General features: G+C 34.4%; 11 protein-coding genes, 1 tRNA gene and 2 rRNA genes. All 14 read left to right on the top strand.

All coding sequences use genetic code 11. The features are described from left to right. Positions 1-55 precede the first annotated feature (55 nt). The 14 genes from spoIIE (at position 56) to Ccar_RS20020 (ending at position 20,364) form a co-directional block, all read left to right on the top strand. Positions 56-2,443, top strand: coding sequence for a stage II sporulation protein E (gene spoIIE, locus Ccar_RS20085; RefSeq protein ID WP_007063387.1), 2,388 nt, complete (start codon positions 56-58; stop codon positions 2,441-2,443). 138 nt (positions 2,444-2,581) lie between these two features. Further along, entirely contained in the window at positions 2,582-3,976 is a 1,395-nt protein-coding gene (tilS, locus tag Ccar_RS20080; protein ID WP_007064824.1) for a tRNA lysidine(34) synthetase TilS, read from the top strand. Next, on the top strand, positions 3,973-4,518 hold the full coding sequence (gene hpt, locus Ccar_RS20075; protein ID WP_007063390.1) for a hypoxanthine phosphoribosyltransferase: 546 nt from the start codon (positions 3,973-3,975) through the stop codon (positions 4,516-4,518). The genes tilS and hpt overlap by 4 nt, the downstream gene beginning before the upstream one ends. A 78-nt stretch (positions 4,519-4,596) precedes the next feature. Beyond that, the gene (gene ftsH / locus Ccar_RS20070) at positions 4,597-6,399 is read left to right on the top strand and encodes an ATP-dependent zinc metalloprotease FtsH (RefSeq protein ID WP_007063391.1); all 1,803 of its coding nucleotides are present in this window, start codon (positions 4,597-4,599) and stop codon (positions 6,397-6,399) included. 146 nt (positions 6,400-6,545) lie between these two features. Further along, positions 6,546-6,932, top strand: a complete 387-nt coding sequence (locus Ccar_RS20065; protein ID WP_007063392.1) for a thioesterase family protein — start codon at positions 6,546-6,548, stop codon at positions 6,930-6,932. Positions 6,933-7,083: 151 nt separating this feature from the next. Beyond that, on the top strand, positions 7,084-7,863 hold the full coding sequence (locus Ccar_RS20060; RefSeq protein WP_007063393.1) for a type III pantothenate kinase: 780 nt from the start codon (positions 7,084-7,086) through the stop codon (positions 7,861-7,863). A 9-nt stretch (positions 7,864-7,872) separates the two neighbouring features. Beyond that, on the top strand, positions 7,873-8,853 hold the full coding sequence (gene dusB, locus Ccar_RS20055) for a tRNA dihydrouridine synthase DusB (protein ID WP_007063394.1): 981 nt from the start codon (positions 7,873-7,875) through the stop codon (positions 8,851-8,853). 304 nt (positions 8,854-9,157) lie between these two features. After that, a complete protein-coding gene (gene greA, locus Ccar_RS20050; protein ID WP_007063395.1) occupies positions 9,158-9,640 on the top strand; it encodes a transcription elongation factor GreA in 483 nt (160 codons plus the stop codon). A 16-nt stretch (positions 9,641-9,656) separates the two neighbouring features. Beyond that, on the top strand, positions 9,657-11,165 hold the full coding sequence (lysS, locus tag Ccar_RS20045; RefSeq protein ID WP_007063396.1) for a lysine--tRNA ligase: 1,509 nt from the start codon (positions 9,657-9,659) through the stop codon (positions 11,163-11,165). 213 nt (positions 11,166-11,378) lie between these two features. Continuing rightward, positions 11,379-11,453: transfer RNA gene (locus tag Ccar_RS20040), tRNA-Asn, on the top strand. A 542-nt stretch (positions 11,454-11,995) separates the two neighbouring features. Continuing rightward, positions 11,996-13,387 (top strand): glycine--tRNA ligase, encoded by a 1,392-nt coding sequence (locus Ccar_RS20035; protein ID WP_007063397.1) that lies wholly within the window; start codon positions 11,996-11,998, stop codon positions 13,385-13,387. A 433-nt stretch (positions 13,388-13,820) separates the two neighbouring features. Then, on the top strand, positions 13,821-15,197 hold the full coding sequence (gene murD, locus Ccar_RS20030) for a UDP-N-acetylmuramoyl-L-alanine--D-glutamate ligase (RefSeq protein WP_007063398.1): 1,377 nt from the start codon (positions 13,821-13,823) through the stop codon (positions 15,195-15,197). Between the two features lie 533 nt (positions 15,198-15,730). Beyond that, positions 15,731-17,242: ribosomal RNA gene (locus Ccar_RS20025) — 16S ribosomal RNA — on the top strand. 223 nt (positions 17,243-17,465) lie between these two features. Next, positions 17,466-20,364 (top strand): 23S ribosomal RNA (locus Ccar_RS20020). The 16S and 23S rRNA genes sit together here, the layout of an rRNA operon. Positions 20,365-20,389 lie beyond the last annotated feature (25 nt).

Raw genomic sequence — 20,389 nt, 5'->3', positions numbered from 1 at the left:
TTTCCAATAGACTTTGTTATAATAAAAGCAGTAATTTATAAGGTGGGTGGTATGAATGCAGTACGGAGTTGAACTTTTTCCGTATAAGAGAGTTAAGGATTCAAAAGATGAATTAAAAAAACAAAAGATTAAGAGTTTGCCTCGATTAATTAAATTTATTACTTATTTTATAGCTGCATTTTTAATTAGTAGAGTGCTTATGATAAATTTGATGGCTCCATTCGGTATAGCTTTTTTGGTTGCAGTTATGACTTGTGAAGAAAATAAAGTTATATTGATATCAGCAATTGGAAGCATACTAGGGTATATTTCTCTTTATAATAGTGTAAAAAGTTTGCCTGTATACATTATAACTGCAGGAACTCTTATAATTATTAACTACATACTAAGAACAGTTGAACAAAACAAGAAAATAATGATGATATTTTTTACTTTGTTTATAGAAATTTCTTTTTATAAGTTATTAATACTTAAAGTAACTTTAGGTATGTCATTTTTACTTTCTTTTTTTGAAGTAAGCGCTATATTCCCAGTATATTTTATTATTAACTATTCTATAATATGCTTTAAACAATACAAAACAAGGCATTTATATAGTAGTGAGGAAATAATAAGTATGGCAGTTACTATATCTTTAGTAGTAGCAGGAACCTGGGGAAGTAATATAAGAGGAGTATCTTTAAGAAATATTATAGCTTTAGCATTTATACTTATAGTAGGATATACAAAGGGAAGTTCCTCGGGAGCAGCATCAGGAGTGGCAATGGGAACTATAATAGGGATAACGTCCAATAATATGATAGCTTTTGTAGGAGTATATGGTGTATGCGGACTTATATCTGGTATATTCAGAGAAACAGGTAAGTGGATGAGTGGACTAGCTTATCTTTTAGCATTTGCTGTATTAAAAATGTACTCTGATATAGGGACTCAGTTTAAATTAATAGAGGTAATTATAAGTGCAATATTTTTTTTGATGATACCTGGAAAAATTTTGAAAAAAATTGAAATAGAATTAGATTGGCAGAGAAAGCAGGAACATTTTAAAGAAAACTATGCAGAAAAGATTAAAGAATTATTAGTAAATAAGTTAGAAAACTTTTCACAAGTATTATTTGATATGTCAGGAATTTTGGGGAATTTGGTATATAACGATAAGTTACTTATGAAAAATAAAAGTAGTGCATTAGTAGAAAATCTTGCAGATAGGGTTTGTAGTACATGCTCTATGCAATCTATGTGCTGGAAAAGGGAAAATTATTATACTTATAATGCTTTTAGTGAATTAATACAGAATTACCAGGATAATAGAAAACAAGTTCCTCATGAGATAGAAAGAAAGTGTGTGAAAAGGTCCGCTATTATAAAAAATACCGAAGAAATTGTTAATAACTATATAATTAATGAAATGTGGAGGAATAGATTAAGTGAGTGCCGACAGCTGCTATCTAGTCAAGTGGAGAACGTAGGAAACTCTGTATCAGAAATTATTGATGAATTTAATTATAATATAAAATTTAATACTGAAACCGAAAACACTATAAGAAGAGTTTTAAATAAGAATGCTATACATTATAGGGATGTATTCTGTTATAATAACAAAAATAACAGATTGATAGTTAACTTATCTATGGAGGCATGTGGAGGAAAGCAAATTTGTATAAAAGACGTACTTCCATTGGTGAATGGGGTAACAGGAAAGTGTATGTGTGTTAGTGAAGATGGATGTAATTTAAATTCTGAATTTGAGGTATGTACTATTACCTTTGAAGAAACACCTAAATATCATGTAGCAGCCTATACAACTAAATGCTGTAAAGATGGAGAAAAATATAGTGGTGATAGCCAGAGCTTTGGAAAATTGCCAGATGGAACTTATTTAACTATTATAAGTGATGGCATGGGTTCAGGTCCGCAGGCTGGTCAAGAAAGCAGTGCAGCGGTAAAATTGATAGAAAGATTTTCTAAATCAGGTTTTAATAAATTAACTGCCATAAATATAATAAATTCTATAATGACTATGAAGTTTTCTGAAGAAGAAAAGTTCTCAACTCTAGATTTAAATAGTATAGACTTATATAAAGGAGAAGTTGATTTTATGAAAGTAGGGGCTGTGGCTAGCTTTATAAAAAAAGGAGAAGATATTGATGTAATAAAGTCGAAAACCTTGCCAATTGGTGTATTGGACAAACCGGATATAGATATAGTGAGGAAAAAAGTTGAAAATGGTGATGTTATTGTTATGTTAAGTGATGGAGTATTAGATTATGAAAATGAACAAGCTGGTAAATATGAATGGATAGTAGATTTTTTAAAAAATAATAATTGCAATGATCCAAGACAATTAAGTGAAGAAATTATGAGTAATGCAAGAAAATTAAGTAAAGGAAAAATAAAAGATGATATGACAGTAATTGTAGAGAAGGTATATAGTTTGTATTAAAATTATAATGGCTTAAGTTTAGAGTGTTATATATTCTGAATTTAAGCCATTGAAAATTTGAATTGAAGTTTGCTTTAAACTTAAAAGTTAAGTAATATATTATTTATAAAACAAAATTTTCTTTAGGAAGTGTTAAAATTGATAGAGACTGTTTTAAAAACTATAAATAGGTATAGAATGTTTAATAAAGGAGACAAGGTAATAGTTGCGGTATCTGGTGGACCGGATTCTATGAGTTTGCTGCATATACTATACTCTTTAAGAAAGCAACTCAATATAGAATTATGTGCAGCACATGTAAATCATTGTTTAAGAGGGAATGAATCAGATAAAGATGAAGAATATGTAAAGGAATTTTGTGAAAAATTAAATATAGAATTCAGGAGTAAATCAGTAGATATAAATAAAATTATGAAAATGCAAAATATTTCATGCGAAAGTGCAGGAAGAAATGCTAGGTATGACTTTTTTAATGATTTAAAAAAAGAATTAAATGCGCAGAAAATAGCTATAGCTCATAATGCCAATGATCAGGCGGAAACTATACTAATGAGGATTATGAGAGGAACAGGTTTGGAAGGATTAGTAGGAATAAAGGCGGTGAGAGATAACATATTTGTAAGGCCTTTAATAGATGTTACAAGGCATGAAATTGAAGAATATTGCTGCAAAGAAAATATTAATCCAAGAATAGATAAAACAAATTTAGAAACCATATATTCTAGAAATAAAGTAAGATTAGAACTTATACCGTATATACAAGAGAATTTTAATAAGGATATTATAAAAGTTCTCAATAGATTATCAGATACTATAAAAATAGATAATGAGTACTTAGAAACAGTTGCTAAAGAAAAATTTAAAAAATATTGTGATATACAGGGAGAAAAGGTTATAATATCAAAGGAGGCATTTTTAGAAAACGAAGCTATAATTACTAGGATTATAAGAAAAGCTTTGTATGAAGTAACTGGAAATTTAAATAACTTTGAAAAAATTCACATTTATGACATAATTAATATTCAATCAAGATCCACAGGAAAAAACATTGATCTTCCTAATCACGTTGTAGTATCAAATAAATATGGAGATATATACATATTAAAGAAGGTAAAAGAAAATAAAGAGGTTAGGAAGGAAGAATATATTATACATAGTGGTAATAATTACGTAAAGGAATATGACTTACGAGTAATAACCAGAATTATTGATCCAAAGGAAAAGGTAAATTTTAAAAGCAACAATTTAATAAAATATTTTGATTATGATAAGTTTGAAAAAAAAATAACTATAAGGCATAGAAAAGAAGGCGACAAATTTATACCTTTAGGGATGGGTGGAAGTAAGAAGTTAAAAGATTTCTTTATGGATGAAAAGGTAGCTAAGGATCAAAGAGACTATATTCCTATTATATGCTTTGATGATAAAATTGCATGGATAGTAGGATATAGAGTGAGTGAACTTTTTAAAGTTGATGAAAATACAAAAAATATATTAGAGATAAAAATTGAAAGAGAGGAAACAAGAATATGAGCAGTATGAAAGAGGACATAAAAGAAATCTTATTTTCAGAGGAAGAATTGAGGAAAAAAATAAAAGAAATTGGAACACAGATAAGTAAAGATTATGAAGGCAAAGAACTAATGCTAGTAGGAATATTAAAAGGATCTGTGCCATTTATGGCAGATTTATTAAAGGAAGTTACAATTCCATGTACTATGGACTTTATGGCAGTTTCAAGCTATGCTAATTCTACAAAAAGTTCAGGAGTAGTAAGAATTTTAAAAGATTTAGATTTTGAAATAGAAGGTAAACATGTTCTTATAGTAGAAGATATAATAGATTCGGGTACAACTTTATCATATCTAATTGAGTATCTGAAAGGTAGAGGAGCTGAAAGTATAGAAATAGCTTGCCTTTTAAGTAAGCCAGAAAGGAGAAAAGTTGAAATCGATGTTAAATATACAGGATATGTAGTTCCAGATTATTTCCTAGTGGGTTATGGACTTGATTATGCAGAAAAGTATAGAAACTTACCTTATGTAGGTATACTAAAAGAGGAAGTTTATAAATAATTAACTAAATTTATTGTAAAGGAATTTTCCTTGTGATACAATTTTACAGTATAAACTTAAAAGAGAGGGGGGCCTGTAATGAAAAAATTTTCAAGTGCAACGGCCTGGGTTATAGTGTTTGTATTAGTTATTCTTGCAGCGTTAATGCTTGCTAGGACAAATGAAAGTTCAACAACTATTAATTTTAATGATTTTCAAAAATATTGGATAGATAACAATGTAAAGAGCTTTCAAGTAAAGGAAGACAAGATGACTGTAGATGGTACTTTGAAAGATGGTAGTGCATATGAAACAATAGTTCCATCTGAAAGACTATTTCAGTTCATTGCTGAACATCCTAAAAATGGAGATGTTAAGGAAGTTTATGTTAAACCTGCGTCAATTCCCATGTGGGTACAGTACTTACCAACAATACTTTTAATATTAATGCTTGTAGCTTTTTGGTTTATGTTTATGCAGCAATCTCAAGGTGGTGGTGGAAATCGAAATGTAATGAATTTCGGTAAGAGTAGAGCCAAAATGGCCACGCCTGACAAAAAGAAGGTAACTTTTGAGGATGTAGCAGGAGCTGATGAAGAAAAAGCAGAACTTGCTGAAATTGTAGATTTTTTAAAGTTACCTAAGAGATATATAGAAATGGGAGCTAGAATTCCTAAAGGAGTATTACTTGTAGGACCTCCAGGAACAGGAAAAACCCTTCTTGCTAAGGCTATAGCAGGGGAAGCTGGAGTACCGTTTTTTAGTATATCAGGGTCAGACTTTGTTGAAATGTTTGTTGGAGTTGGTGCATCGAGAGTTAGAGATTTATTTGAGCAAGCTAAGAAAAATTCACCATGCATTATATTTATAGATGAAATAGATGCAGTTGGAAGACAAAGAGGAGCAGGTCTTGGTGGAGGACATGATGAAAGAGAACAAACTTTAAATCAGTTATTAGTTGAAATGGATGGTTTTGGTGCAAATGAAGGTATAATAATGATTGCTGCAACAAATAGACCTGACATTTTAGATCCTGCACTTTTAAGACCAGGTAGATTTGATAGACAAATATTAGTTGGAGCTCCAGATGTTAAAGGAAGAGAAGAGATTTTAAAGGTTCATTGTAAAAATAAGCATTTGGCTCCAGAAGTTAAGCTTGATGTACTTGCAAAAAGAACTCCAGGATTTACTGGAGCTGACTTAGAAAACTTAATGAATGAATCTGCTCTTTTAGCAGTTAGAAAAGATAAAAAAGAAATAGATATGGAAGAACTAGAAGAAGCAGTAACTAGAGTTATAGCTGGACCTGAAAAGAAGAGTAGAGTAATTGATGAAGAAGATAGGAGACTTACAGCATACCATGAAGCAGGGCATGCTGTGGTTATGAAGTTATTGCCTACAGCAGACCCAGTTCATCAGATTAGTATAATACCAAGAGGAATGGCTGGAGGATATACTATGCACCTTCCAGAAAAAGATAGTTCTTATATGTCCAAAACTAAACTTGAAGATGAAATAGTAGGATTGCTTGGAGGTAGAGTAGCAGAAAAACTTATAATAGGAGACATAAGTACCGGTGCTAAAAATGATATAGATAGAGCAACTACTATAGCTAAGAAGATGGTTATGGATTATGGTATGAGTGGCTTAGGACCAATAGCTTTTGGTTCAGGACATGATGAAGTATTTTTAGGTAGGGACTTAGGAAAAGGAAGAAGCTTTAGTGAAGAAGTGGCTTTTGAAATAGACAAAGAAATAAGAAAACTTATAGAAGAAGGATATAATAAGGCAGAAAATCTTCTTAATGAAAATATAAATAAACTTCATGCTGTTGCTAAGGCTCTTTTAGAAAAAGAAAAACTTGAAGCAAATGAATTTGAAGAAATATTTGAGCAAGCATAAAATTACAATTTAATGAAGTCAATAGAATAGAGGTTAATAGCCTCTATTTTATTGTAAATATATATTAAAAGTTTATTAAGAATGATATAATAATTATATGTTTTTAAGCTTTCAAAATAAAAATTACGATGAAATGAGATGGTTTTATGGAGTTTAATGTAAGAGAAGGAATGGCATCTACAAGAGAAATATATGTAACAGAAAATGATGTAGCAAGTAAATTAGGCTCGGGAAATATAGATGTATTTTCAACACCTTCTATGATAGCACTTATGGAAAATACATCTAAAAGCTGTGTAGATTTGCATCTTCCATTTGGATATACTACAGTTGGAATAGAAGTTAATGTAAAGCATATCAAAGCGTCACCTATTGGAATGAAAATAAGATGTGAAGCATCTTTAGTAAAAGTAGATAAAAAGAAACTAGTATTTAATGTAGAAGCATGGGACGAAAAAGGAAAGATAGGAGAAGGAAATCATATAAGATACATAGTAAATAGTGAAGAATTTATGAAAAAAGTACAAGAATAGTTTCAAAAATCAAACGTATCTTGACAAATAAAATTTAACTGATAAAATTAAGTTGTTAAATTGACAAAATAGATTATACTAAGGGGCAGCTTTAAAGCTGCTCTTTAATTATGTATATGCACTTTTTATATAGAAAGGAGCGGTGTGTGAAGTGATTTTAGTTTTAGATGTTGGAAACACAAATATAGTTTTAGGAGTGTACAAAGATAAGGAGCTTATTGCATGTTGGAGATTGTCCACAGACTCAGAGAGGACAGCTGATGAATATGGTATTCAGGTTGTTGATTTGTTTTTACATAATAAATTAGATCCATCAGATGTTGAAGGAGTTATAATATCTTCAGTTGTTCCTAATATTATGTATTCATTAGAACACATGATATTGAAATATTTTGAAATTAGGCCAATAATAGTTGGGCCAGGAGTAAAAACAGGTATAAACATTAAATATGATAATCCTAAGGAGGTAGGGGCAGATAGAATTGTTAATGCTGTTGCTACGAGGGAAATATACAAAAGGTCTGCTATAATTATAGATTTTGGTACAGCTACTACTTTTTGTGCTTTGACTGAAAAGGGAGATTATTTAGGAGGAACTATCTGTCCTGGAATAAAAATATCTTCTGAAGCACTATTTGAACGAGCAGCTAAACTTCCAAGAATAGAATTAATAAAGCCTGCTTGTGTCATATGTAAAAACACAGTTGCTAGTATGCAAGCAGGTATAGTTTATGGATATATAGGTCAAGTTGATTATATAATTAGTAAAATGAAAAAAGAAATGATGGATCTTGGAGAAAATGAACCACTTGTAGTTGCAACAGGAGGATTGGCAAAGCTTATTAATCAAGAATCAAAGTTTATGGATTTAATAGATCCAACTTTAACTCTTAAAGGTCTAAGAATAATTTATGAAAAAAATAAAGAATAGGTGTAATTAATGAGAATAAAAAATTTGGAGTTTAAAAAAAATGTATTTTTAGCTCCGATGGCTGGTGTGACAGATATAGCCTTTAGAGAGCTATGTAAAGAGATGGGCTGCGAGCTTGTTTATACAGAGATGATAAGTGCTAAAGCATTGTTTTATGGTAGTAAAAACACAAAAGATATGTTAGTGATATCTAAGCAAGAAGCTCCTGCAGCAGTTCAGATTTTTGGTAATGATCCACTTGTAATGGCTAAAGCTTGTGATTTTTTTAATGATAATGAAGATATTTGTTTGGTGGATATAAATATGGGATGTCCTGCTCCTAAAATAGTTAAAAATGGAGAAGGATCTGCTTTAATGAAAGATCCTAAATTAGCAGCACAAATAGTAAAGGAAGTAAAAAAAGCATCATCAAAACCTGTAACTGCTAAATTTAGAAAAGGATTTGATTCTGACAACATTAATGCTGTAGAGTTTGCGAAAGAATTAGAGCAAGCAGGTGTGGATGCTGTTACTGTTCATGGAAGAACTAGAGAGCAAATGTATGAAGGTAAGGCAGATTGGAATATGATAGAGAAGGTAAAGCAAGCAGTTTCTATTCCTGTTATAGGAAATGGAGATGTTGTAACTCCAGAGGATGCAGTAAGTATTTTTAAAACTACCAATTGCGATGCAATAATGATTGGTAGAGGAGCTATGGGTAATCCCTGGATATTTAATCAGATTGATGAAAAAATCAAAAATATAAATGTAACTTATCCTTCTGAAGAGGATAGAATAGATATGTGCATGGAACATTATAGAAGAGCTATTTCTTATGAAGGAGAGGCAAAGGCTGTAAGAGAGATGAGGAAACATGTAGGATGGTACTTAAAGGGCTTAAGTAACAATAAAGAAATAAAAGATGCCGTAAATTATGAAAAATCCAGTGAAAAAGTAATCTCAATTTTAAAAGAATACAAAAGCTATATTAAAAGTAGAAGTAATTTTTGATAGAAAAGCAGAATAAGCTATAATGTAAACAATTTTTGAGGAAAATTATTAAGTAAGTGGTACATGTTAACTCTAATATAAAAAAATTTTATGAGAATAATAAAATTTAACAATGATATTTTAATATTTAATTGTTATTTGATAACATGCATAAAGTAATGGAAGTGTAAATGTTGACATTGGAATAAGCCTGTTTTATAATTACTTAAATGATTATTAAGGTGATTTTTAATATAAATGCATAAATGTTCAAAAATGCTATTATAGAAGGTTTCTTAGTAAATTATTAAAAGGGGATAGTAAGATGAGTGAAGCAAAAAAGAAGTATATAATGACTTATGAAGGTGTAAAGAAATTAGAAAGTGAACTTGAATATTTAAAAACAGTTAAAAGAAAAGAAATAACAGAAAAAATAAAAGTTGCACTTTCGTTTGGTGATTTAAGCGAAAATTCAGAGTATGATGAGGCTAAAAATGAACAAGCATTTGTTGAAGGAAGAATAATTCAGCTTGAAAATATGCTAAAAAATGCTACTATAGTAGATGAGAGTGAAATTCCATTGGATGTGGTAAGTGTGGGTTCTATTGTTAAAGTTAAGGATTATGATTTTGATGAAGAAGTAGAATATAATATAGTTGGTTCAGCAGAAGCAGATCCTATGAACAATAAAATATCTAATGAATCACCAGTTGGAAGAGGTCTTGTAGGCAAAAAAATAGGGGATATAATTGAGGTGCAAGTGCCAGATGGAGTAAGTAAGTACGAAATACTTGGCATAAGAAGATAAATTGGAGGGCGTATAAATGGCAAATGATGAAAAGAATTTAAACCAGTTAGAAGAAGATTTTAATCAACTTATAAAGGAGAGAAGAGAGAAGTTCTTTAAACTTCAAGAACAAGGAAAAGATCCTTTTGATGTATATAAAGTAGAAAGAACACATGTTTCTAGCCAAATAAAGGATAACTATGAAGAACTTGAAGGTAAAAGTGTTACTGTTGCAGGAAGACTTATGTCCAAAAGAGTTCATGGAAAAGCTGGATTTTCAGATCTTCATGATAGATATGGGAAAATACAGTTATACATAAAGATAAATGATGTTGGAGAAGAGAGACTTAAAGAATATAAGTCCTTTGATATAGGAGATATTTTATCTATAACAGGAAATGTATTTAAAACTAAAACAGGAGAGGTTACTCTTCATATTACAGAGTTTGAACTTTTAGCTAAGTCCTTAAGACCATTACCAGAAAAGTGGCATGGCTTAAAAGATCCTGATTTAAGATATAGACAAAGGTATGTAGATTTAATAGTGAATCAAGATGTTAAGGATACATTTATAAAAAGAACTAAAATAATAAAAGCTATAAGAACTTTTTTAGATGATAAAGAATATCTCGAAGTAGAAACACCTATTCTTTCAACTATTGCAGGTGGTGCTGCTGCAAAACCTTTTATTACACACCATAATGCATTAAGTTTAGATATGTATTTAAGAATAGCTACAGAATTATATTTAAAAAGACTTATAGTTGGTGGATTTGAAAGAGTATATGAAATAGGTAGAAACTTCAGAAATGAGGGTATGGATGTAAGACATAACCCAGAATTTACCTGCATGGAATTATATCAAGCTTTTGCAGATTATAATGACATGATGGAGCTAACTGAAAACATGGTAGCTTTTGTATGTGAAAAAGTATTAGGAACTACAAAAGTAACTTATGAAGATACAGAAATAGATTTTACACCACCATGGAGAAGAATAACTATGGTAGATGCAGTTAAAGAATATACAGGAGTAGACTTTAATGTTATAAGTGATGATGAAGAAGCAAGAGGGATTGCAAAAGAAAAACATATAAATATGAAAAAACAATTAAAGGACTGCACAAAAGGAGATATACTTATTGCATTGTTTGAAGAATTTTGTGAAGATAAATTAATGCAGCCTACATTTGTTTGCGACTACCCAGTAGAAAACTCACCTCTTACAAAGAAAAAGAGAGGAAATGCAGCATTTACTGAAAGATTTGAAGGCTTTGTATATGGTAGAGAGGTATGTAATGCATATTCAGAACTTAATGATCCAATAGTTCAAAAAGATAGATTCCTTCAACAATTAAGGGAAAGAGAACTTGGTGATGATGAAGCTTACATGATGGATAATGACTTTATAAATGCATTAGAAATAGGAATGCCTCCAACAGGGGGACTTGGTATAGGTATAGACAGATTGATAATGTTCCTAACTAATACTTCTTCTATAAGAGATGTTATATTGTTCCCAACAATGAAACCAGAACAACAATAAATAATGAACTATTAATCCTAAGTATGTATACTTAGGATTAATTTTTTCTATGTATTAAGTTAAATAATTATACTAAGGATTAATAATAAATCCTTAATAAAATTGATAAATGAACATGAAATCTAAACAAAATTTAAAAAAGTGCAAATAAAATTAAAAAAACTATTGCATTTTAGAAAAAACTTGGTATAATAATAAATGTAGTTAAGACATTCCGCGATAGCTCAATGGTGGAGCACTCGGCTGTTAACCGATAGGTTGAAGGTTCGAATCCTTTTCGCGGAGCCATTTTTTTATTTAAATGTATTTTACGTTTTTAAGAATTGAATATTTTGTAATGACGAAGAACAGTAATAATGAAAATCTTTTAAGAGAGATTGTGATAGGTGAAAACAATTAAGGTTTAATTATGAAGGAGCTTCTGAGCAAGAATTGATAAAGCAGGGCTTGTGCCAAGAAGGGTGGAACCGCGGAAATAAGTTTTCGTCCCTTTAAGGTGTAGGGTCTTTTTTTATTATATTAATACTTTCACAATGATAAAGAAAAAGTAATGAATAAAAACTTATTTAAGAGAGATTGTGGATAGGTGGAAACAATTAAAGTTTTATTTATGAAGGGAACTTTTGAGTGAAATTTTTTAGAGCAGGGCTTATGCCAAGAAGAGTGGAACCGCGGAAATAAATTTTCGTCTCTTCAAAGGTAGAGTCTTTTTTTATACTTTAATTTTCGATTAGAAAATAATACATAAGTGTGATTATGCAAGTATTAATAGGGTTTATTTAGTTAATAGTATTATAAAAATAAATAAGAAATTTTAGGAGGTAATTATAATGGCAGTAGAAAAGACTATGGATAAAGTAGTAGCTTTAGCCAAAAGTAGAGGTTTTGTATATCCAGGTTCAGAAATATACGGAGGTCTTGCAAATACATGGGACTATGGTCCTTTAGGCGTAGAATTAAAAAACAATGTAAAAAAAGCTTGGTGGCAGAAATTTATTCATGAAAGCAAACATAATGTTGGAATAGATTCAGCTATTCTTATGAACAGTGAAGTTTGGGTTGCGTCAGGTCATGTTGGTAATTTTACAGATCCACTTATGGATTGTAAAGAATGTAAGTCAAGATTTAGAGCAGATAAAATAGTTGAAGAGCATATGACTAAAAATGGAGTAGAAAAAGCTAGCGCAGATGGTTGGAGTAATGAAAAGTTAAAGCAATATATAGTAGATAATGAAATAGAATGTCCTAATTGTGGTAAAAAGAATTTTACTGATATAAGACAGTTTAATCTTATGTTCAAGACATACCAGGGAGTAACAGAAGATTCTAAGTCTGAAATACATTTGAGACCAGAGACAGCTCAAGGAATATTTGTTAACTTCAAAAATGTTCAAAGAACTTCAAGAAAGAAGGTACCATTTGGAATAGGCCAGATAGGAAAATCTTTTAGAAATGAAATAACTCCAGGTAACTTTACATTTAGAACTAGAGAATTCGAACAAATGGAGCTTGAGTTTTTCTGTAAACCAGGTACAGATTTAGAATGGCATAGTTATTGGAAAGAACAGTGCTGGAACTTCTTGTTGAATCTTGGTATTGAAGAAAAAAATATAAGATTTAGAGATCATGATAAAGAAGAACTTTCACATTACAGTAATGCAACTTCAGATATAGAATATTTATTCCCATTTGGATGGGGAGAGCTATGGGGAGTAGCTGATAGAACTGATTATGATTTAACACAACATCAAAATCACTCTGGTAAGGATATGTCATATCTTGATCCAGTTACACATGAAAAATATATACCTTATTGTATAGAACCTTCTGTAGGAGCAGATAGAGCAGTACTAGCATTTTTGGTTGATGCATATGATGAAGAAGAACTTGAAGGTGGAGATTCAAGAACAGTGATGCATTTTCACCCAGCTATTGCACCAGTAAAAGCTGCTATACTTCCATTAACTAAAAAATTATCAGAAAAAGCTGAAGAAGTTTATGATGAATTAAGAAAAGATTTTAATGTAGAATATGATGAAGCTGGAAGCATAGGAAAAAGATACAGAAGACAGGATGAAGCAGGAACTCCTTATTGTATAACTATAGACTTTGATACATTAGAAGATAATACAGTAACAGTAAGAGACAGAGATACTATGGATCAATTTAGAATGAAAGTAGATGAGCTTAAAAAGTTTATAAAGGAAAAGATGGAGTTTTAGTTTATAAAAGAGTGTGTATTTCATAAATAAATGAAATACACACTCTTTTAATTTTTAAGTTACTTTTTATGGATAAAAAAAATACCGGATAAAAATCCGGTAAAGTAGGGTTTAATCATGGGGATATGTTATATGTTTAATTAAAACTTGGGGAATTATATCAATATTCCTTACGGCACTTGTTAAGTATATCACAATAAAATATAAAGTTTCAATACCTAACAAAAAAGTTTTTAAATTAAATATTTTCTTACAATTTCGACTATATTCAACAAATAGCCTGTTTGCTATTTTGTAATATGTTTGTAAAATATCATATTTAGTTATTTAATATTAAAACAAAATGATTTTAATTTTATAATGAAGTGGTATAATTGAATAGTAAATTGTAAAAAGATTACTTAAAGATAGTTGATTGTGGAGGGCTTTAATAATGAAAAAGAATTTTGCAGATTTTAAAAAATTTATAAAGGATAAAAATACTGCTGTGGTTGGCATAGGTATAAGCAATAAGCCTTTGATAAATTTTTTGCTAAAGTTAGGGGCAAAAGTTAGTGCTTTTGATAAAAAAAGTGAAGAACAGTTAGGGGATACAGCTAAAGAGCTTAGGGAAAAAGGAGTTAACCTTGTATTAGGAGAAAATTACATGGACAGTTTAAATGGGTTTGATGTAATATTTAAAACTCCATCTATGAGGATAGATACTCCAGCACTTATAAATGCAAAAAAACAAGGAGCTTATATAACTTCTGAAATGGAGGAATTTATAAAGTATTGTCCTGCTAAAGTATATGGCGTTACTGGTAGTGATGGTAAGACAACAACTACTACATTAATATATAATATACTAAAGCAGCAGGGATATAAAACTTGGGTAGGTGGTAACATAGGAACACCTTTATTTACTGAAATAGAAAAAATGAAGAGTGATGATAAAGTAGTATTGGAATTATCAAGTTTTCAACTTATGACTATGAATGTTTCTCCAGAGGTTGCAGTTGTTACAAATTTAAGCCCAAATCATTTAGATATACATAAAGATATGCAAGAGTATATAGATTCAAAAAAGAATATTTTCAAATATCAACAATCAGAAAGTTTATTGATACTAAATAGGGATAATAATTTAACTAACTCTATGTTTAATGAAGCTAAAGGAAGAGTATTGGAATTTAGTATAAAAGAGAAGGTTAAAGATGGAGCTTATTTTGAAGAAAACAAATTATACATAAAAGAAAAAGAAGTTTGTAAGTTAAATGAAATTCAAATAAAAGGAATGCATAATGTAGAAAATTTACTTGCTGCTTTTTGTGCAGTTAGTGATGACGTTAATATAGAAAATATGAGAAAAACAGCTATAAGTTTTACAGGAGTAGAACATAGGTGTGAATTTATAAGGGAAATAGATGGAGTAAAGTATTATAATGATTCAATAGCTACAAGTCCAAGTAGAACTTTAGCAGGACTTAAGGCATTTGAGAAACCAGTAATTTTAATAGCAGGTGGATATGATAAAAAAATTCCTTTAGATGTATTAGCAGAAGAAGGATATGAGAATATAAAAGCGTTAATATTAGTTGGAGCAACTAAAGATAAAATAAAAGATGCATTTTCGAAAGTTATGAAGAAGAAAAATATAGAAATACCTATGGTAATTGAGGAAAGCTTAGAAAAGGCGCTTTCAAGTGCTAGGGGTTTTGCTAAGGAAGGAGATATAATAACTCTTTCGCCTGCTTGTGCTAGTTTTGATATGTTCCCTAATTTTGAAGCTAGAGGCAATAAGTTTAAGGAATTAGTTAAAGAATTATAAAAAGTATATAATGATGTTTGCTTAGTATTAGTATTTAAAATAAGTTTCAACTGAAGTTTAGTTTATTATCTACAGTTGAAACTTATTTGTTTATTTTTAAAAATAACATGTCCTGGTGTATCTATATGTAAATAACTTAATTAGAACTAGTATTTAGGAGTAAACTAGGAATAATTTAATCTAATTATGAGAATAATATTTGATGATGTGAAAAATCATGATATAATAACACATGTCGCTTGAGAGAGCAGACAGTTACTTAGAAAATGAAACATAAAAAATATGTTGACAACTTCTTAAGTAGCATGGTATTATGTTAAAGCTGTGTGATGCAGCAAGCTTAACAAAAAGGAATTTAAAAAAGTTCTTGACAAGGTTAAGCGAACATGATAAGATATAAAAGCCGTCGAGGTACGGCAAGGTCTTTGAAAATTAAACAGAGTGAAAGTAAGATATAAATCTTATTTTAAATAAGCCAGTATTAGTTAAACTAATAAGTTTAACGTCAATAATTTGAGTACAGATTAAACTTTTAAATTGAGAGTTTGATCCTGGCTCAGGACGAACGCTGGCGGCGTGCTTAACACATGCAAGTCGAGCGATGAAATCCCTTCGGGGATGGATTAGCGGCGGACGGGTGAGTAACACGTGGGCAACCTGCCTCAAAGTGGGGGATAGCCTTCCGAAAGGGAGATTAATACCGCATAACATTAGTTTTTCACATGAAATACTAATTAAAGGAGTAATCCGCTTTGAGATGGGCCCGCGGCGCATTAGCTAGTTGGTGAGGTAACGGCTCACCAAGGCCACGATGCGTAGCCGACCTGAGAGGGTGATCGGCCACATTGGAACTGAGACACGGTCCAGACTCCTACGGGAGGCAGCAGTGGGGAATATTGCACAATGGGCGAAAGCCTGATGCAGCAACGCCGCGTGAGTGATGAAGGCCTTCGGGTTGTAAAGCTCTGTCTTTGGGGACGATAATGACGGTACCCAAGGAGGAAGCCACGGCTAACTACGTGCCAGCAGCCGCGGTAATACGTAGGTGGCGAGCGTTGTCCGGATTTACTGGGCGTAAAGGATGCGTAGGCGGATGTTTAAGTCAGATGTGAAAATCCCGAGCTTAACTTGGGAACTGCATTTGAAACTGGATATCTAGAGTGCGGGAGAGGAGAATGGAATTCCTAGTGTAGCGGTGAAATGCGTAGAGATTAGGAAGAACACCAGTGGCGAAGGCGATTCTCTGGACCGTAACTGACGCTGAGGCATGAAAGCGTGGGTAGCAAACAGGATTAGATACCCTGGTAGTCCACGCCGTAAACGATGAATACTAGGTGTAGGAGGTATCGACTCCTTCTGTGCCGCAGCTAACGCAATAAGTATTCCGCCTGGGAAGTACGATCGCAAGATTAAAACTCAAAGGAATTGACGGGGGCCCGCACAAGCAGCGGAGCATGTGGTTTAATTCGAAGCAACGCGAAGAACCTTACCTAGACTTGACATCCCCTGAATTACCTGTAATGAGGGAAGCCCTTCGGGGCAGGGAGACAGGTGGTGCATGGTTGTCGTCAGCTCGTGTCGTGAGATGTTAGGTTAAGTCCTGCAACGAGCGCAACCCTTATCATTAGTTGCTACCATTAAGTTGAGCACTCTAGTGAGACTGCCCGGGTTAACCGGGAGGAAGGTGGGGATGACGTCAAATCATCATGCCCCTTATGTCTAGGGCTACACACGTGCTACAATGGTGAGTACAGAAAGATGCAAGACCGTGAGGTGGAGCAAAACTTTTAAAACTCATCTCAGTTCGGATTGTAGGCTGAAACTCGCCTACATGAAGCTGGAGTTGCTAGTAATCGCGAATCAGCATGTCGCGGTGAATACGTTCCCGGGCCTTGTACACACCGCCCGTCACACCATGAGAGCTGGCAACACCCGAAGTCCGTGAGGTAACCGTAAGGAGCCAGCGGCCGAAGGTGGGGTTAGTAATTGGGGTGAAGTCGTAACAAGGTAGCCGTAGGAGAACCTGCGGCTGGATCACCTCCTTTCTAAGGAGTCGACAAAGTAGGTAATTCTACTTTGAAGGTTTATTTAATAGCTCTGTTTAATTTTGAAGAATCTAATTCTTCAAATTGTTCTTTGAAAATTGCACAGTGAATATAACTTTTAAATTAAAAGTAAAGCTAAAGGTAAAACTACTTATTATATAAGTAAAAAAACCTTTGTAGATTTTAACTAAGAAAATTGTTGAAAGATAATTTTCACATGAATGGTCAAGCTACAAAGGGCGCATGGTGAATGCCTTGGCACCAGAAGCCGAAGAAGGACGTGATAAGCTGCGATAAGCTTTGGGTAGGCGCAAATAGCCTGAGATCCAGAGATTTCCGAATGGGGAAACCCACAATGCTAACGCATTGTACTGTAAACTGAATACATAGGTTTATGGAGGTAAACCCGGGGAACTGAAACATCTAAGTACCCGGAGGAAGAGAAAGAAAAATCGATTTTCTAAGTAGCGGCGAGCGAAAGGGAAAGAGCCCAAACCAGGAACTTGTTCCTGGGGTTGCGGATAGATCATAAATACTGTGATTTCTTAATTGAAGAGAGCTGGAAGGCTCCGCCGTAGAAGGTAACAGCCCTGTAAGTGAAAGGAAATAGCAGTCAGATCTACTCCAGAGTACCACGAGACACGTGAAACCTTGTGGGAAGCAGGGAGGACCACCTCCCAAGGCTAAATACTAACTGGTGACCGATAGTGAAGCAGTACCGTGAGGGAAAGGTGAAAAGAACCCCGGAAGGGGAGTGAAATAGAACCTGAAACCGTGTGTCCACAACCGGTCGAAGCACTTTTATGTGCGACGACGTGCTTTTTGTAGAACGAGCCAGCGAGTTACGGTATGTAGCAAGGTTAAGTACTTAAGGTACGGAGCCGAAGGGAAACCGAGTCTGAATAGGGCGAAAAGTTGCATGTCGTAGACCCGAAACCGGGTGACCTATCCATGGCCAGGATGAAGCGGAAGTAAAATTCCGTGGAGGTCCGAACCACGTTGGTGTTGAAAAACCATGGGATGAGCTGTGGATAGCGGAGAAATTCCAATCGAACTCGGAGATAGCTGGTTCTCCTCGAAATAGCTTTAGGGCTAGCGTTGAGATTGAGTAGTGGAGGTAGAGCACTGAATGGGCTAGGGGCTGACAACAGTTACTGAACCCTATCAAACTCCGAATGCCATATACTTGTATCTCAGCAGTCAGACTGCGAATGATAAGATCCGTAGTCAAAAGGGAAACAGCCCAGATCATCAGCTAAGGTCCCAAAGTGTAAGTTAAGTGGAAAAGGATGTGGGATTTCTAAGACAACTAGGATGTTGGCTTAGAAGCAGCCACTCATTTAAAGAGTGCGTAATAGCTCACTAGTCAAGAGATCCTGCGCCGAAGATGTCCGGGGCTAAAACTTACCACCGAAGCTATGGGCTCGAAAGAGCGGTAGAGGAGCTTCCTGTATGGAGTGAAGTCGTACCGAAAGGAGCGGTGGACTGTACAGGAGTGAGTATGCTGGCATAAGTAGCGAGAAATAAGTGAGAATCTTATTGGTCGAAAATCTAAGGTTTCCTGAGGAAGGCTCGTCCGCTCAGGGTTAGTCGGGACCTAAGCCGAGGCCGAAAGGCGTAGGTGATGGACAATCGGTTGATATTCCGATACCACCAACTGACGTTATTACAAATGGGATGACGCAGGAGGATAGGATGTGCACACTATTGGATGTGTGTCTAAGCACTTAGACAGATCAGACAGGCAAATCCGTCTGGTTAATGTTGAGGTGTGATGGGGAGTGGCTTTATGCCGCGAAGTATCTGATTCCACGCTGCCAAGAAAAGTCTCTATGGAGGATGTTGGTGCCCGTACCGCAAACCGACACAGGTAGATGAGGAGAGAATCCTAAGACCATCGGAAGAATTGTTGTCAAGGAACTCGGCAAATTGACCCCGTAACTTCGGGAGAAGGGGTGCCTATGAAAGTAGGTCGCAGAGAATAGGCCCAAGCAACTGTTTAGCAAAAACACAGGTCTCTGCTAAAGCGAAAGCTGAAGTATAGGGGCTGACGCCTGCCCGGTGCTGGAAGGTTAAGGGGAATACTTAGCGCAAGCGAAGGTATGAACTTAAGCCCCAGTAAACGGCGGCCGTAACTATAACGGTCCTAAGGTAGCGAAATTCCTTGTCGGGTAAGTTCCGACCCGCACGAATGGCGTAATGACTTGGGCACTGTCTCGACAACAAATCCGGCGAAATTGTAGTGCAAGTGAAGATGCTTGCTACCCGCGATTGGACGGAAAGACCCCGTAGAGCTTTACTGCAGCTTAGCATTGAGTTTCGATATTGTCTGTACAGGATAGGTGGGAGACTGCGAAACAGGGGCGTCAGCTTCTGTGGAGTCATCCTTGGGATACCACCCTGACAGTATTGGGATTCTAACCGGCGGCCATGAAACTGGTCACGGGACATTGTTAGGTGGGCAGTTTGACTGGGGCGGTCGCCTCCAAAAAAGTAACGGAGGCGCCCAAAGGTTCCCTCAGAACGGTTGGAAATCGTTCGAAGAGTGCAAAGGCAGAAGGGAGCCTGACTGCGACACATACAGGTGGAGCAGGGACGAAAGTCGGGCTTAGTGATCCGGTGGTTCCTCGTGGGAGGGCCATCGCTCAACGGATAAAAGCTACCTCGGGGATAACAGGCTGATCTCCCCCAAGAGTCCACATCGACGGGGAGGTTTGGCACCTCGATGTCGGCTCGTCGCATCCTGGGGCTGAAGTAGGTCCCAAGGGTTGGGCTGTTCGCCCATTAAAGCGGCACGCGAGCTGGGTTCAGAACGTCGTGAGACAGTTCGGTCCCTATCCGTCGCGGGCGTAGGAAATTTGAGAGGAGCTGTCCTTAGTACGAGAGGACCGGGATGGACTGACCTCTGGTGTACCAGTTGTTCCGCCAGGAGCATGGCTGGGTAGCTATGTCGGGACGGGATAAACGCTGAAAGCATCTAAGCGTGAAACCCACCTCAAGATTAGATTTCCCATAGCGTAAGCTAGTAAGACCCCTTGAAGAACACAAGGTTGATAGGTCAGAGGTGTAAGCATGGTAACATGTTCAGCTGACTGATACTAATAGGTCGAGGGCTTGACCAAATAAATTCACTGTGCAATTTTGAAA

This window comes from Clostridium carboxidivorans P7, from assembly GCF_001038625.1.
In the GTDB taxonomy this organism is placed as follows: domain Bacteria; phylum Bacillota; class Clostridia; order Clostridiales; family Clostridiaceae; genus Clostridium_AM; species Clostridium_AM carboxidivorans.
Note: the sequence above shows the minus strand (reverse complement) of the source record. Positions and strands in the feature narration are given on the sequence as shown.